The sequence below is a fragment of the Microbacterium paraoxydans genome (assembly GCF_020524545.1).
Lineage (GTDB): Bacteria > Actinomycetota > Actinomycetes > Actinomycetales > Microbacteriaceae > Microbacterium > Microbacterium paraoxydans_C.
Genome location: NZ_JAIVLG010000002.1, coordinates 622,859 through 636,978, shown reverse-complemented (window position 1 = coordinate 636,978; position 14,120 = coordinate 622,859). Strand labels below are relative to the sequence as shown.

The following is a 14,120-nucleotide window of genomic DNA, read 5'->3' as shown; positions in this document are numbered from 1 at the left end:
GTTGACACTGCGGGGTCGCAACCCGGAATCTGACACGCGTGACTGACGCGGACATCGTGAACGAAGACCAGGAAGAAACGCGATCGGAGATCGTCATCTCCCCGATCAGCGACGAGGACGCCGGTGAGGTGCTGACGGTGCAGCGCGCCGCGTTCGTCTCGGAGGCCGCCATCTACGGAAGCCTCGACATGCCGCCCCTGACGCAGACTCTCCCGGAGCTGGAAGCGGAGCTGCGCTCTGAGTCAGGGCTGACGGCGCGCATCGGCGGGCGCCTCGTCGGCGCCATCCGCTACGTCGAGCGAGATGGGCTGCTGCTGATCGGCAGAATCGCGATCGCACCGGATGTGCAGGGCGAAGGAATCGGCAGGCTCCTGCTCGAGCGCGCCGAGAAGACGTCCGGCGCTGATGTGGCGGAACTGTTCACCGGCAGCTTGAGTGAGGCGAACATCCGCCTCTACGAGTCGTGCGGCTATGAAGAGCACGAGCGCGTACCCGACGGCGACGGCACGGCGCAGGTGTTCCTTCGCAAGAATCTGCGAGCAGGGTAAGAGTCTCCTCCGAGGACGCGCAAGGGGGTTGAGCGCATTCCCCCCGTCGGGCATCGTAGCCAGGACATGTCGCGACCGCGGCATGCCCCAACCGGAAGGAGAGTCTCGTGCTCACCCTGACCGAAAACGCCTCCGCCATCGTGACGACTCTCGTCAGCCGTCAGACGGATGCCCCGGACGCCGGGCTCCGCATCCATTCGACCGAGGCTCAGGGCCCTGAGGGCAGCGCACGTCTCGCCGTGCTCGTCGCCACCGACCCGGAGCCGCAGGACCAGGTCGTGGAAGTCGCCGGCACCCGGCTCTTCCTCGACGAGTCCGCTGTCGCCGCCCTCGATGACAAGATCCTCGATGCCGGTGTCGACGACGAAGGCTCCGTGTCGTTCGCCGTCACCCCGCAGGTCGCCTGACCGAAGGTTTCCGGATGCCGCGGCCGACTCGGTCGCGGCATCCGTCTGTCTCTACCGCGTAACCTGGAGCGTGCTCGCACGCCCGCGTGAGCAGTCGAAAGGCCATCGTGAAGATCTCACTGCTCCGTCGCTTCGTCGTCCTCGCAGACGAACTGCACTTCCCGCGCGCGGCTGAGAGGCTCGGCATCCCGCTCGCCTCTCTGTACTCCTCGATCGACAAGCTCGAAGCCGAGGTCGGTCACCCGCTCGTCCATCGCGACGGCCCCACACGGTTGACGGCGGTCGGCGAGCTCCTGCTCGTGGAGGCGCGGGCCGAGGTCGCCGCCGCGCCGGAACCGGTGCGCAGCGCCCCCGCTCCCGTCGGAGGCAAAGCCAAGGCCTCGAAGGGAAAAGGTCGGGCGCCCGCCGTGAAGGGGCAGCCGAAGCCGTACAAGAAGCGACAGGGACGCTGAACGGCTGAAGGGGCTCAATCCCAGTCGAGGTACTCCTCGATCACGACCGCGGTCTCGATCGGGTGCGTCATCGGGAACAGGTGATCGGCGCCGTCGATGCTCTTCACGCTCGCACGCTCGGGTGCCGTGGCCTGCAGCTGCTCGCCGTTGACGAACCGATTGGCGAGGTCCTTGGTGCCCTGGATGATCAGTACGGGCATCACCGGCGCAAGCGGGGTGTCGTTCTCTTCGACGCCCAGCAGTGCGAGACCGTTCACGCGGTCAGCGTGTGCCAGCGCGAAGGCGCGTGCGACCGTGCCGCCGAAGCCGTGCCCACCGATCCAGGTGTCACCCAACCCGACCTGATCGATCACGGCGAGAACGTCCTCGACTCGTTCCTCCAGCGAGACCTCTTCGCCCTTGACCTCTGCTCGGTGACCGACGCGCACTACGTGGAAGCCCGCCTCTTCGGCGAGATAGTGCGCCACGACGCCGAGGACGTCGGCCGCCAGATCGCGCTCCTGGATCAGCACGAGCTTGACAGGACCGTCGCCTTCATCGACGAAGGGGATCGCGCGGCCGTCGGGCTCGAAGATCTGGGTGTCGGTCATCGGCGTCAATCTCCTCGTGCCGTCGGTGTCAGGACTCGGGCGGCACGTCCACGGCGGACGCCAGCGACCGGACCGCGGCCGGAGCCGCCGTGTTCCAGCCTAGCCGCATGCGCTGTCCGGCCGACGCTGCCGATCACGCCTCGGTCACCTGCCCCGCCTCCACCCGCCAGTGCCGGTCGGTCTTTACGGTCTCGAGCATCCGACGGTCATGTGTGACGAGCAGCAGAGTGCCCTCGAAGGACTCGAGCGCCTGTTCGAGTTGCTCGATCGCGGGGAGGTCGAGGTGGTTCGTCGGCTCATCGAGCACGAGCAGGTTGATGCCACGGGCCTGCAGCAGTGCCATCCCCGCGCGCGTGCGTTCCCCGGGCGACAGCTCATCGACGGCGCGTGTCACGTGATCGGCTTTGAGCGCGAACTTCGCGAGGAGCGTGCGCACCTCCCCCGATGCCATCTCCGGCACGAGTTCCTCGAAGGCGACGGCGAGCGGCTGCGTGCCGACGAGCTGCGCGCGGGCCTGGTCTATCTCGCCGATCTGGACGCTCGCACCGAGGCTCGCCGTTCCCTCCTCGGGAAGCTGCCGCCCGAGCAGCCCATGCAGCAGCGTCGACTTCCCCGCGCCGTTGGGACCGGTGATGCCGATCCGCTCGCCCGCGTTCACCTGGAGCGACACCGGGCCGAGCTGGAAGGAACCCTGCCGGAACACGGCCGAGCTCAGTGTCGACACGACCGAGCTGGAACGCGGCGCGGACCCGATGGTGAACTCCAGCTGCCATTCTTTTCGCGGTTCCTCGACCTCTTCGAGTCGGGCGATCCTGCTCTCCATCTGACGCACCTTCTGCGCCTGCTTCTCACTCGACTCCGCCGACGCCTTGCGTTTGATCTTGTCGTTGTCGGGTGCCTTCCTCATCGCGTTGCGCACACCCTGGCTGGACCATTCCCGCTGCGTGCGGGCTCGCGCGACGAGGTCGGCCTTCTTGTCCGCGAACTCGTCGTACTTCTCGCGCTGGTGTCGACGGATCGTCGCCCGCTCTTCCAGGTACGAGTCGTAGCCGCCGCCGTACACGCGGTTGCTCCCCTGCGCGAGGTCGAGCTCCAGGACGCGGGTGACACATCGGGCGAGGAACTCGCGATCGTGACTGACCACGACGACACCGCCGCGGAGACCGCGCACGAACGCCTCCAGTCGCTCGATCCCGTCGAGGTCCAGGTCGTTCGTCGGCTCGTCCAGCAGTGCGATGTCGAAGCGCGACAGCAACAGCGCAGCCAGACCGACGCGCGCCGCTTGTCCGCCCGACAGCGATGTCATCAGCGTGTGGGCAGGATCCTCGCCCAGATCGAGGCCGAGGTCGGCGAGCACCGCCGGAAGCCGCTCCTCCAGGTCGGCGGCCCCGCTCGCCAGCCAGCGATCGAGCGCGACCGAGTAGGTGTCGGCGGGGTCTGCCCCGGGGGTCGCGAGGGAAGGATCGCCGAGCGCAGCCGCTGCAGCATCCATGTCTCTGGTCGCCGCCGCACACCCGGTGCGGCGTTCGATGTAGTCGACCACGCTCTCACCCGCGACGCGCTCGTGTTCCTGCGGGAGCCATCCGACGACGGCATCCGCCGGCGAGAGCCGAATCGTCCCGGCCTGCGGCTCGTCGACGCCGGCCAGCAACTTCAGGAGCGTCGATTTCCCCGCCCCGTTGGCCCCGACGAGGCCCACGACATCGCCCGCGGTGACGGTCAGGTCGAGGGAGTCGAACAGGGTGCGGTGGCCGTACCCGCCGGCCAGCCCTTGGGCCACGAGTGTTGCGGTCATCCGTCAATCCTGTCACCCGTGTGGGCGGCGCACGGACGCGGTTCCTCCGACAGTGGTGACGACGCTCGATCTCTCGAGTCGGCGCGTCAGCACGAGTGCGATCGTAAGAGGCACGGCAGCCACGGCCCCGAAGGAGATGTCGATGAGCTGCCAGCCGATCGGCAGACCGCGGATGGCTCCGGCGATCACCGCGAGCGGGACGATGCCCGCGCACATGGTGAGGCCCCAGACGGTCACCCAGACGTTGCGCACCGGATCGATGAGCGGACCGATGAAGGCCATCGCGATGGCCAGGTGTGCGAACGCCAGCCAATCCGTGCCGTAGGCCAGGAACGGATAGTCGTTCCCGCTGACGTTGAGCCCTTCCGCTACCCGCTGCACCCAGAAGGCGAAGTCGGGGAAGGTCGCGCTGAGGCCCGTGTTGTTCAGGATGTCGCGTCCGAGCGACAACTCCTCGCGGAGCGGGAAGGCGGTGACCCCACTCACCACGAGCCCGAAGATGACGATGACCAGGCAGATGCGGATGACGAGTGTGCGATGTCCCGCCTGCAGTGCGGGATAAGAATCCGACGTCTCGACCTCCATCACTGCACAGGTTGAGTTACGCAGCCCGAAGTGGCGTGATCGCCGCGATCTGCTCAGCGGCACGGTCCTCAGCGAGATCCAGTTCATACCGCGTCTGCAAATCGAGCCAGAACTGTGCCGAGACACCGAAGTACCGCGCAAGCCGCAGGGCGGTATCGGCCGAGATCCCCCGCTTGCCGTGCACGATTTCGTTGATCCGTCGCGGCGGCACACCGATCGATACGGCAAGCCTGTTCTGCGTGATCCCGAAGCCATCGATGAAGTCCTCCATCAGGACCTCGCCCGGGTGGATCGGGGGAACCTTGTCAACGGTAGTCAACGATCTCCACCTCCTTGCTCCCGAACGACCTGATCACACAAGGATCATATAACGCTAGGCGTTAATAACGCTATACGTTAAACAGGAACTCCCCCAAGTTGTGCCAGGGTTGCGGGTTGTTCGCTGCCAAGCGCGCACAATCCGTCAGGCCGGTGTCGAAATGAGCTGCGCCCGTTCGTGGTCCTGATAGCCGGGATGCAACGATTCCGGCCCGATCCGGAAGGGCCTCCTCCATGTACAACGATCCGATGCTGACGATCATCCATCACCAGGCTGAGATCCGACGGGCCATGGTTGAGGCGGAGCGACGTCGCGTTGCCGCGGAACGCAGGGCGGACGCCAAGGCCGAGGGCCCGCTGCGAAAGTCCTCCGACCGCACACCGATCCGACGGCTTTTCCGGAAGACTGTCGCAAGCTGAACGGCCCGCTCGGAACATGTGTAGCGAGGAGATGATGGCCATGCCGGAACCCCGGGACGACAATCGGGATGTCGCGTCGGTGATCACCCGCACGCATCGCGAGGAGTGGGCGCGGATCGTCGCGGGACTCACGCGGCGGTTCGGCGACCTCGACCTAGCCGAGGAGATGACCGCGGAGGCGTTCGCGACCGCTGTCGAGCATTGGCCAGCACACGGCATACCGCCGAACCCTGCCGGGTGGGTGACCACAACAGCGAATCGCAGGGCGATCGACCGGCTGCGACGTGAGGCGCGCAGAGACGAGAAGCACTGGGAGTCGCTGCGGCTGCACGATCCGGAACCCGCCGCCCCGACCGGCGTCATCGAGGATGATCGGCTTCGGCTGCTGTTCATCTGCTGCCATCCGGCCCTCTCGCTCGACGCGCGCGTCGCGCTGACCTTGAGGATTGTCGGCGGGCTCACCGTCGCCGAGATCGCCCACGCGTTCCTTGTGCAGGACACGACCATGGGTCAGCGGATCAGCCGGGCTAAAGCGAAGCTCAAGGCGGCCGGCGTCCCCTTCGCGATCCCCACGGCGGAGGACCTCCCCGCGCGCATCGATGCCGTCCTCGTTGTGCTGTATCTCGTCTTCAACGAGGGATATCTCGCTTCCGGCCCCGACACGCCCGCAATCCGGCGCGAACTGACCGCCGAGGGAATCCGACTCACCCGGCTCGCACATGGACTCCGTCCTGACGATGCCGAGGTGGTCGGTCTGCTCGCGTTGATGCTGCTCACCGACGCCCGCTCTCAGGCCCGCGTCTCGGTCGACGGTGAGCTGGTGCGGCTCGATGAGCAGGATCGTGGGTCCTGGGACCGAGAGTTGATCGCCGAGGGTCTGCAATTGCTCGGATCACGAGAGGCTGACGAGCCCTCCGGCAGATACCGGCTACTCGCGGAGATCAATGCCGCCCACGTCACCGCCCCGCATCCGCGTAGCACCGACTGGGCGCGGATCGCGAGCCTTTACTCACGGCTCGAGGAGATCGACCCGAGTCCACTCGTCACCCTCAACAAGGCCATCGCGATCTCCGAACACGACTCACCCGACCTCGCTCTCGCGATCATCGACCGACTCACCGACACGCTCGACGGCCACCACGCCTTCCACGCCACCCGTGCGGAGCTGCTGCGTGCGACCGGCCGCTCCGCCGAGGCCCGAGCGGCCTATGACCGCGCAATCGGTCTGGTCGGGAACACCGCCGAGACCGCTCACCTCATCCGCCGACGAAATCAGCTCGTACCATCGAATGGAGAACTCGCATGAGCAGCAAGTACCTCGTCATCCACATGTCCGACCCCACCGGCACCGATCTGCCCCGATCCGAGGACCAGGCGATGCTCGAACGCTGGGCTGCCGAGGGCGAAGCGGCGGGCCGTCTGGGCGAGGGGGCACCTGTAGCGGGTCCCGAGCAGGCGAAGTCCGTCGTCGTCCGTGACGGCCGCGCCTTGATCACCGACGGCCCGTTCCCCGAGTTCAAGGAGTGGTTCGCCGGCTATGACCTCATCACCGCCGCTTCGATCGACGAAGCCGCCGAGTTCATGACGAAGCATCCGGTCGCGACCCTCGGCCGCATCTACATCCTGCCGCAGGTGAGACTGCCGTGGGATCAGGAGTGATCGTCAACAAGAACGACGCTAGTTGTTGAAGCGGAACTCCACGACGTCGCCGTCCTGCATGACGTAGTCCTTGCCCTCGAGGCGAGCTTTGCCCTTGGCGCGAGCTTCGACGACGGAGCCCGTCTCGACCAGGTCGTCGAACGAGACGATCTCCGCCTTGATGAAGCCCTTCTCGAAGTCGGTGTGGATGACACCGGCTGCCTGCGGCGCCTTCGACCCCTTGGGGATCGTCCAGGCGCGGGCTTCCTTCGGGCCGGCCGTGAGGTAGGTCTGCAGCCCCAGGGTGTCGAAGCCGATGCGGGCGAGCTGATCCAGACCCGACTCGTCCTGGCCGGTCGACGCGAGCAGCTCGGCCGCATCCTCGGGATCGAGGTCGATGAGCTCGGACTCGATCTTCGCGTCGAGGAAGATCGCCTTGGCGGGAGCGACGAGAGCGGCGAGTTCGGCCTTGCGGGAGTCATCCGTCAGGACGGACTCGTCGACGTTGAAGACGAAGATGACGGGCTTCGCGGTGAGCAGACCGAGCTCCCGGATCGGCGTCAGGTCGATGCCGGCGACCGACAGCAGCACACCCCGCTCGAGCGCATCCTTCGCCGCCTTCGCGGTCTCGAGCACGACGGGCTCGGTCTTCTTGCCACGAACTTCCTTCTCGTACCGGGCGATCGCCTTGTCGACGGTCTCCAGGTCGGCGAGCATGAGCTCGGCGTTGATCGTCTCCATGTCGGAGGCAGGATTCACCGTGCCGTCGACGTGCACGACGTCGTCGTCGGCGAAGCCGCGGACGACCTGAGCGATCGCGTCGGCCTCGCGGATGTTCGCGAGGAACTTGTTGCCCAGTCCCTCACCCTCGCTCGCGCCGCGCACGATCCCGGCGATGTCGACGAACGAGACCGCCGCCGGGAGGATCCGCTCGCTCCCGAAGATCTCGGCGAGCTTCTCGAGGCGCGGGTCGGGCAGGTTCACCACGCCGACGTTGGGCTCGATCGTCGCGAACGGATAGTTCGCCGCGAGCACGTCGTTCTTGGTGAGTGCGTTGAAGAGGGTGGACTTGCCGACGTTGGGCAGGCCGACGATACCTATGGATAAGTTTGGCATGGCTATACGAGCATAGTCGGGGCGCGCACATGCACGAGCTCGCAGAACCCTATGTCAAGGACGCGCCTGGCGAGGCGCAGATCTACGGGGCGAACGAGGCGCGCACACTCGACATGCATGGCGCCGTGCCTTCGGCCTCCAGACCGATGCAGCCTCCATCGACGAGAGCACGCTCTCCGACTGCCTCGCTGAGCACAACAGTGACCGGCACCGCGTTGTTACCAAGACAGTTGGCAGCCTCCAGCTCGAGCACCTCGGCATCAATGCGAATGATCACTTCGCCCGCCTCGTAGGTCACGACGGGCGCGAGCAGCTCGCCGGTTTCCCCGTTGGCGCAGCCGAGTCGGGTCACCGCGACGTCGAGTGTCCTGCTCTCCGCTGTCACGCTGCCCGGGTCGACCAGGTCCCATGTCGCCGCGGAACCGGACTCTGCGGGCGTAGCGCTTTGCGCTGGGGCAGTCGTCATCGGACTCGGTCGCGGCGTCTGGGCTTCCGCACAACCCGCCAATGCGACGGATGCCACGAGGATCGTCCAGAGCATGTTGCGCCGACGGCTCATGGCACAACCATAGGTTCATTCGGCCCTGCAGACCAGTCCCCGGTGTCGGCTAGACCTAGCGGCCACGGACGATGCCGCTAGCGAGAGCCAGGGGGCACGAGTCACGAGTCCCTCTGGCCACAGCCCGCGGCTCAGTCCCGAGTCGCTCGGAACGCCCTGGTCACATAGGGCAGGGCGATCACACCCTCGTCGTCGAGTCCGAGCTCGTCGAAGAGTGCGTCCATCTCTCGCCGGATCCGCGCCTTCTCCTCGGCGGAGGCGGTGATCACGTAGCTGCGCGACGATGCCATCCGGTGCAGATGATCGCGCGTGATCGGACGCACCCACTCCCAGGACTCCTCCTCCAACGCCCCGAACGGCGGGGCGACCTCCGGCCCGCCCCCAGCCATCATGATCTCGGCATTGCTGCCGTGCATGATCTCGGTGAGACGATGCACCCAGGAGACCCGCTCGTCGCGGATGTTCCAGATCAGGCCGAGCACTCCCCCGCTCCGCACCGCGCGGCCGATCTCGACAGAGCCGGCGACCGGATCCACCCAGTGCCAGGCTTGCCCGAGCACCACGGCGTCGAGGCTGGCGTCCGGCAGCGGGAGGCATTCCGCCGTGCCCGCGAACGTCGGAACTCCGGGCACGGCAGACCGAAGAGCGGCGAGCATCTGCGGATCCGGATCGATCGCGACGACCTCCGCTTCCGGCGCGGCGGTCAGGACCCGGGTGAGTTTCCCCGTGCCCGCGCCGACATCGGCGATCCGCCGCGAGCCGACCGGCATCTTCTCCAGCATCCACGCGACCGCGTCGAAGGGGTACTCGGGCCTTCCGACCTCGTAGTCCCCGGCCTGCGCCCCGAACGACGTCGCCATCTCCTCAGCCATGCCGCCAGCCTACGGCGAGTCTGCGGGCCGCTCGACGCGCTCGGAGGGAGAGTGGTCCTGTGCCCTTGGACTTCACTGCGATCGATTTCGAGACCGCGAACTCCAGTCCTGCCTCGGCCTGTTCCGTCGGACTCGTCCGGGTGCGCGGGGGCGAGGTCGTCGCCAGCGCGGGGTGGCTGATCCAGCCGCCGCCCGGGCATGACGAGTTCCAGGAATGGAACGTGCGTATCCACGGCATCCAGCCGGAGGACGTGCTGTCGGCCGCCACCTGGGTCGATCAGTTCGACCGCCTGTGCGCGTTCGCCGGCGCCGATGTGCTGGTCGCCCACAATGCCGGATTCGACCTCAATGTCCTGCGCCGCGCCTCCGAGGCCACGGGGCAGAGCTGTCCCCCCTATCGTTCGCTGTGCAGCCTTCAGGTCGCTCGCAAGACCTACGAACTCGAGTCCTACCGCCTGCCCGTGGCTGCGGCCGCGGCCGGCTACGCGGAGTTCTCGCACCACGATGCCCTCGCGGACGCCCTGGCGTGCGCGCAGATCGTGATCGATGCGGCAGCCAGAGCGGGTGCCGCTGACGTCTTCGCCCTCGCCGAAGCCCTGAGCCTGCGCGTGACCGCACCGGTCGCCCCTGTCGCACCCGTTCTGGAGCGCGCGGTCGCCTGATCCTCCGCTCGCCTCTTGTGCGCGGCGACCTCGGAATGTCGGACGCCGGGCGCATCATGAACACATGGATGCACTGTCTGTCGTTCTCGTGCTCGTCGCCCTCGTTGCGGGCGTCGCGGTGGGCTGGTTCCTGCGGGCGGGTCGCGGTGCCGCAGAGCTCGCCCGCGCGGAGGCCGAGCTCGCCGCCGTCCGCGATGACCGCGACCGCCAGTATGATCTCTACCGCGATGCCGTCGAGCATGCCCGGGCCGAGCAGCGCGCAGAAGCCCAGCGGGTGCAGCAGCAGAACGCGGTGCTGACCGCCCTCGCTCCGGTCCGGGAGAGCCTGCAGGAGATGCAGGCCAAGGTCACCGCGATCGAACGGGAGCGTCACTCACAGTTCGGCACACTCGAGGAACAGCTGCGCCGCGCCCAGGAGTCCGACGAGGCGCTGCGGGCCACCACGGAATCACTCGCGGGAGCCCTGCGCTCGACCGCCACCCGCGGTGTCTGGGGCGAGACGCAGCTCCGCCGAGTAGTCGAAGCGGCCGGCCTCACCCGACACATCGACTTCGACTTGCAGGCGACGATCTCCTCTGACCGCGGGCAGGGGCGTCCCGACATGGTCATCCGCCTCGCGGGAGGCAGTTCCATCGCGGTCGACGCCAAGGTACCCCTCGACGCCTACCTCGAGGCCTCGGCGCTTCCGCTGGGCGATGCACATGAACCACAGCGCCGAGCCCACATGCAGAAGCATGTGAAGGCGGTTCGCGCGCACATCGATGCCCTGGCGAAGAAGGCGTACTGGACCGGTCTCGATGCGAGTCCCGAGTTCGTGATCTGCTTCCTGCCGAGCGAGTCGCTTCTGGCCGCCGCCATCGATGAGGATCCGACGCTGCTCGACTACGCCTTCAGTCGCCGCGTGGCACTCGCTTCACCGGTAAACCTGTGGGCGGTCCTGAAGACAGTGGCCTTCACGTGGACACAACAGGAGGTTTCGACCGAAGCCCGCACGCTTCTCACTCTCGGGACCCAGCTGTACGACCGCTTGGGGACCCTCGCCGGGCACGCCGACGATCTGCGCCGCGCCCTGGAGCGGACGGTCGACAGCTACAACCGCTTCGCGGGTTCCCTCGAGACACGGGTACTGGTGACAGCCCGACAGTTCCCCGGGGTCGACGCGAGCGCGCTCGCCTCCGCCTCCCCGTCGACCGCGGCGAACGCACGACACTTCACGGCTCCCGAGCTGCTCACCTCCGACGGTCTTCCCCACGACGCCGATCTCGCCGCGGAGCGCGCGGGGGCCGCGGCAGTCACCGCAGACGTCGGCGATGTGCGAATTCGGCTCGCGGGGAGCGATAGCCCGTCCGACTGAGCGAAAACGTCAGGTCGGGGTCGCTGCAGACGCGTCAGGCGATGCCGGGGACGCCGCTGAGAAGCAGGATGACGAGACCGCTGGTAGCGAGGAAAGCTCCGATCATCCACCACGCACTGATCTCGTGGCCCTCGTCTCGGCGGACACGGAACAGCACGTCAGCGCGACGCGCGGGATCCACCAGAGCTGCGGGCGGAGGTGTCACGGGAGGAGCGACTGCGGCGCCGGGTTCGACATCGGCGCTGACCCGGAGAATACGCCCCGTATTCGTGGTGATCATCTTCGTCGCGGCGGCCTTCGAACCGCTCGTGTGCTGCGTTGTCATCCGTTCGCCCTCCTGTGCCTGCGTTGCCTTGCGGCTCCGTCCACGGCGACAAACCCAGTCACAATTGTGACATGGCGCTCCTGAAAGCGTGGCTCACGCCACTCGGAACCGATACCGGCTCGATAACGATGGCGCGGCATGCAACGCCGTCGTCACCACGACGACGACACCACGAACCCGGCGAGAGCGGAGGAGGCGGAGGTTCAGAGCCACTTCGAGACGAGGTGCTCCGATGCGATACGACGCAGTGTTCCGGAGGCGCCACGAAGCACGACGCTCTCGGTGTACACATAGCCCCGCTCACGCCGCACGCCTGCGACGAGCTGCCCGTCCGTGACGCCGGTCGCGACGAAGATCGTGTTGCTTCCCTGCACCAGGTCATCGGCCTCGTAGACCTTGTCCATGTCGAGGCCGGCGTCGATTCCCCGCTGCCGCTCCTCGTCGTCGCGCGGCCACAGGCGTCCCTGGATGTGTCCGCCCAGTGCCTTGATCGCGCACGCAGTGACGATTCCCTCGGGGCTTCCCCCGACGCCGACGCACATGTCGGTGCGAGCGTCGTGCCGAGCGGCGTTGATCCCGCCGGCGACGTCGCCATCGCTCATCAGGCGGGTACCGGCGCCGGCATCGCGGATCTCCTGGATCAACCGCTCGTGACGCGGACGGTTGAGCACGGAGACGACGATCTCGTCGACGGGCTTGTCGAGCGCACCGGCGAGTTTGCGGATGTTCTCGGCGATCGGAAGGCGGATGTCGACGACGCCGACGCCAGCGGGGCCCGTGACCAGCTTGTCCATGTAGAAGACGGAGGAGGCGTCCAGCATGGTCCCCCGGTCCGAGACAGCGATCACGGAGAGCGCGTTCTGCCGACCGGCTGCGGTGAGGGACGTGCCGTCGATGGGGTCCACCGCGATGTCGCAGAGCGGGCCGCGGCCGGTGCCGACGACCTCGCCGTTGAAGAGCATGGGCGCGTTGTCCTTCTCGCCCTCACCGATGACGACGCGACCCTGGAAATCGACGGTGCCGAGGAACGCGCGCATCGCATCCACGGCAGCACCATCCGCGGCTTCCTTCGCACCGCGCCCGATGAAGGGCACCGCCCGGATGGCCGCAGCCTCGGTCGCGCGGACCAGCTCCATCGCGAGGTTTCGATCGGGACGAAGAGGACTCAGATCCGCTGTCAGACTCACCATGCGGTCAGCCTAGCGAGCGAGCGAGCGGAACTGCCCGGTTTTCTTCGTCGAGACCGCGAAGGAATCTCAATTCTTAACATCACCGCAGAAGCTGGCACGCGCGTGCGCCGTCACGTCTGCGGCAAGTCCGCATGCGCCCCGATAGAGTGGCACCTGTCCCGGCTTCACCTACCGCAGGAGATCTCATGCCCGTCGCCACCCCGGATCAGTACGCCGAAATGCTCGACCGCGCGAAGGCCGGCGGCTTCGCATACCCCGCTTTCAACGTCTCGAGTTCGCAGACGATCAACTCCGTCCTCCAGGGGTTGACCGAGGCCGGCTCCGACGGCATCATCCAGGTCACCACCGGGGGTGCTGACTACTTCGCCGGCCACACGGTGAAGGCTCGCGCCACGGGTGCGCTCGCGTTCGCCCGCTACGCCACCGAGGTGGCCAAGAACTACCCGATCACCGTGGCTCTGCACACGGACCACTGCCCGAAGGACGCTCTGGCCGGCTTCGTGGAGCCGCTGATCGCCGCTTCCGAAGAAGAGGTCAAGGCCGGACGCAACCCGATCTTCCAGTCGCACATGTGGGACGGATCGGCGGTTCCGCTCGCGGAGAACATCGAGATCGCGAAAGACCTCCTCCCCCGCATGAAGAACATCAACGCGATCCTCGAGGTCGAGATCGGCGTCGTCGGCGGCGAAGAGGACGGCGTGCAGCACGAGGGCTCGAACGAGGCCCTCTACACGACCTTCGCCGACGTCGACCAGGCCGTGCAGGCGCTCGGCCTCGGCGAGCAGGGCCGGTACATCGCAGCCCTCACATTCGGCAACGTGCACGGCGTGTACAAGCCCGGCGGCGTGAAGCTTCGTCCGGAACTCCTCGGCGAGATCCAGGCGGAGGTCGCGGCCAAGTACAACACGGGTGCGAAGCCGCTCGACCTGGTCTTCCACGGCGGATCGGGCTCCACCGATGACGAGATCGCCCTCGCGGTCGCCAACGGCGTCATCAAGATGAACATCGATACCGACACGCAGTACGCGTACACCCGGGCGATCGCCGACTACATGTTCAAGAACTACGACGGCGTCCTCAAGGTCGACGGCGAGGTCGGAAACAAGAAGCAGTACGACCCGCGCGCGTGGGGCAAGATCGCAGAGACGGCCATGGCCGCCCGCGTGGTCGAGTCGACCCGTCAGCTCGGCTCGTACGGTCAGTCTCAGAGCTGAGCACTTCCCGCATCGAAGCGATGCCCCGGCCCCTGAGGGCCGGGGCATCTCGTGTCTGCGGCGCGGTGCCCGCCG

The 14,120-nt window shown here is 67.2% G+C and carries 17 protein-coding genes; 8 read left to right on the top strand and 9 right to left on the bottom strand.

Annotation, left to right across the window (positions count from 1 at the left end; genetic code table 11):
- The first annotated feature begins 38 nt into the window (after positions 1-38).
- The 3 genes from LC041_RS07650 to LC041_RS07640 all read left to right on the top strand — a co-directional run bounded on the left by LC041_RS07650 (position 39) and on the right by LC041_RS07640 (position 1,407).
- Complete coding sequence (locus tag LC041_RS07650; protein ID WP_226532505.1) at positions 39-548, top strand: GNAT family N-acetyltransferase; 510 nt, start codon at positions 39-41, stop codon at positions 546-548.
- A 107-nt stretch (positions 549-655) separates the two neighbouring features.
- Positions 656-955: a Fe-S cluster assembly protein HesB gene (locus tag LC041_RS07645; RefSeq protein WP_226532504.1), complete on the top strand. Its 300-nt coding sequence runs from the start codon at positions 656-658 to the stop codon at positions 953-955.
- An 86-nt stretch (positions 956-1,041) separates the two neighbouring features.
- Positions 1,042-1,407: a helix-turn-helix domain-containing protein gene (locus LC041_RS07640; RefSeq protein ID WP_226532503.1), complete on the top strand. Its 366-nt coding sequence runs from the start codon at positions 1,042-1,044 to the stop codon at positions 1,405-1,407.
- 14 nt (positions 1,408-1,421) lie between these two features.
- On the opposite strand, the gene LC041_RS07635 is transcribed toward LC041_RS07640, so the two are convergent.
- The 4 genes from LC041_RS07635 to LC041_RS07620 form a co-directional block, all read right to left on the bottom strand.
- Positions 1,422-1,997 (bottom strand): alpha/beta fold hydrolase, encoded by a 576-nt coding sequence (locus LC041_RS07635; RefSeq protein ID WP_226532502.1) that lies wholly within the window; start codon positions 1,995-1,997, stop codon positions 1,422-1,424.
- Between the two features lie 133 nt (positions 1,998-2,130).
- Positions 2,131-3,792, bottom strand: coding sequence for an ABC-F family ATP-binding cassette domain-containing protein (locus LC041_RS07630; protein ID WP_226532501.1), 1,662 nt, complete (start codon positions 3,790-3,792; stop codon positions 2,131-2,133).
- A 12-nt stretch (positions 3,793-3,804) separates the two neighbouring features.
- Complete coding sequence (locus LC041_RS07625; protein WP_226532500.1) at positions 3,805-4,377, bottom strand: hypothetical protein; 573 nt, start codon at positions 4,375-4,377, stop codon at positions 3,805-3,807.
- A gap of 16 nt (positions 4,378-4,393) precedes the next feature.
- A complete protein-coding gene (locus LC041_RS07620; protein WP_226532499.1) occupies positions 4,394-4,696 on the bottom strand; it encodes a HigA family addiction module antitoxin in 303 nt (100 codons plus the stop codon).
- Between the two features lie 459 nt (positions 4,697-5,155).
- Between LC041_RS07620 and LC041_RS07615 the strand changes: the two genes are divergently transcribed.
- Positions 5,156-6,421: an RNA polymerase sigma factor gene (locus LC041_RS07615; protein ID WP_226532498.1), complete on the top strand. Its 1,266-nt coding sequence runs from the start codon at positions 5,156-5,158 to the stop codon at positions 6,419-6,421.
- The gene (locus LC041_RS07610) at positions 6,418-6,774 is read left to right on the top strand and encodes a YciI family protein (RefSeq protein ID WP_226532497.1); all 357 of its coding nucleotides are present in this window, start codon (positions 6,418-6,420) and stop codon (positions 6,772-6,774) included. The genes LC041_RS07615 and LC041_RS07610 overlap by 4 nt, the downstream gene beginning before the upstream one ends.
- Before the next feature lie 18 nt (positions 6,775-6,792).
- Here LC041_RS07610 and ychF read toward each other — a convergent pair whose 3' ends face one another.
- The 3 genes from ychF to LC041_RS07595 all read right to left on the bottom strand — a co-directional run bounded on the left by ychF (position 6,793) and on the right by LC041_RS07595 (position 9,300).
- Complete coding sequence (ychF, locus tag LC041_RS07605) at positions 6,793-7,869, bottom strand: redox-regulated ATPase YchF (RefSeq protein WP_226532496.1); 1,077 nt, start codon at positions 7,867-7,869, stop codon at positions 6,793-6,795.
- Between the two features lie 82 nt (positions 7,870-7,951).
- Entirely contained in the window at positions 7,952-8,428 is a 477-nt protein-coding gene (locus LC041_RS07600) for a hypothetical protein (RefSeq protein ID WP_226532495.1), read from the bottom strand.
- A 131-nt stretch (positions 8,429-8,559) separates the two neighbouring features.
- Positions 8,560-9,300: a class I SAM-dependent methyltransferase gene (locus LC041_RS07595; RefSeq protein WP_226532494.1), complete on the bottom strand. Its 741-nt coding sequence runs from the start codon at positions 9,298-9,300 to the stop codon at positions 8,560-8,562.
- Between the two features lie 59 nt (positions 9,301-9,359).
- Here LC041_RS07595 and LC041_RS07590 point away from each other — a divergent pair, with 59 nt between their 5' ends.
- Both LC041_RS07590 and LC041_RS07585 read left to right on the top strand, forming a co-directional pair.
- On the top strand, positions 9,360-9,962 hold the full coding sequence (locus LC041_RS07590; RefSeq protein ID WP_226532493.1) for an exonuclease domain-containing protein: 603 nt from the start codon (positions 9,360-9,362) through the stop codon (positions 9,960-9,962).
- 64 nt (positions 9,963-10,026) lie between these two features.
- A complete protein-coding gene (locus LC041_RS07585) occupies positions 10,027-11,316 on the top strand; it encodes a DNA recombination protein RmuC (RefSeq protein WP_226532492.1) in 1,290 nt (429 codons plus the stop codon).
- Between the two features lie 34 nt (positions 11,317-11,350).
- Here LC041_RS07585 and LC041_RS07580 read toward each other — a convergent pair whose 3' ends face one another.
- Positions 11,351-11,641 (bottom strand): hypothetical protein, encoded by a 291-nt coding sequence (locus LC041_RS07580; RefSeq protein WP_226532491.1) that lies wholly within the window; start codon positions 11,639-11,641, stop codon positions 11,351-11,353.
- 203 nt (positions 11,642-11,844) lie between these two features.
- A complete protein-coding gene (gene glpX / locus LC041_RS07575; RefSeq protein ID WP_226532490.1) occupies positions 11,845-12,831 on the bottom strand; it encodes a class II fructose-bisphosphatase in 987 nt (328 codons plus the stop codon).
- 185 nt (positions 12,832-13,016) lie between these two features.
- On the opposite strand from glpX, the gene fbaA reads away from it, so the two are divergent.
- Positions 13,017-14,045: a class II fructose-bisphosphate aldolase gene (gene fbaA / locus LC041_RS07570; protein ID WP_226532489.1), complete on the top strand. Its 1,029-nt coding sequence runs from the start codon at positions 13,017-13,019 to the stop codon at positions 14,043-14,045.
- The last annotated feature ends 75 nt before the right edge of the window (positions 14,046-14,120 follow it).

Excerpts from the sequence above, each read along its gene's own strand:
- LC041_RS07635 (WP_226532502.1), bottom strand. The coding sequence starts at position 1,997 with ATGACCGACACCCAGATCTTCGAGCCCGACGGCCGCGCGATCCCCTTC.
- LC041_RS07630 (WP_226532501.1), bottom strand. The coding sequence starts at position 3,792 with ATGACCGCAACACTCGTGGCCCAAGGGCTGGCCGGCGGGTACGGCCAC.
- LC041_RS07625 (WP_226532500.1), bottom strand. The coding sequence starts at position 4,377 with ATGGAGGTCGAGACGTCGGATTCTTATCCCGCACTGCAGGCGGGACAT.
- LC041_RS07615 (WP_226532498.1), top strand. The coding sequence starts at position 5,156 with ATGCCGGAACCCCGGGACGACAATCGGGATGTCGCGTCGGTGATCACC.
- LC041_RS07610 (WP_226532497.1), top strand. The coding sequence starts at position 6,418 with ATGAGCAGCAAGTACCTCGTCATCCACATGTCCGACCCCACCGGCACC.
- ychF (WP_226532496.1), bottom strand. The coding sequence starts at position 7,869 with ATGCCAAACTTATCCATAGGTATCGTCGGCCTGCCCAACGTCGGCAAG.
- LC041_RS07600 (WP_226532495.1), bottom strand. The coding sequence starts at position 8,428 with ATGAGCCGTCGGCGCAACATGCTCTGGACGATCCTCGTGGCATCCGTC.
- LC041_RS07595 (WP_226532494.1), bottom strand. The coding sequence starts at position 9,300 with ATGGCTGAGGAGATGGCGACGTCGTTCGGGGCGCAGGCCGGGGACTAC.
- LC041_RS07585 (WP_226532492.1), top strand. The coding sequence starts at position 10,027 with ATGGATGCACTGTCTGTCGTTCTCGTGCTCGTCGCCCTCGTTGCGGGC.
- LC041_RS07580 (WP_226532491.1), bottom strand. The coding sequence starts at position 11,641 with ATGACAACGCAGCACACGAGCGGTTCGAAGGCCGCCGCGACGAAGATG.
- glpX (WP_226532490.1), bottom strand. The coding sequence starts at position 12,831 with ATGGTGAGTCTGACAGCGGATCTGAGTCCTCTTCGTCCCGATCGAAAC.
- fbaA (WP_226532489.1), top strand. The coding sequence starts at position 13,017 with ATGCCCGTCGCCACCCCGGATCAGTACGCCGAAATGCTCGACCGCGCG.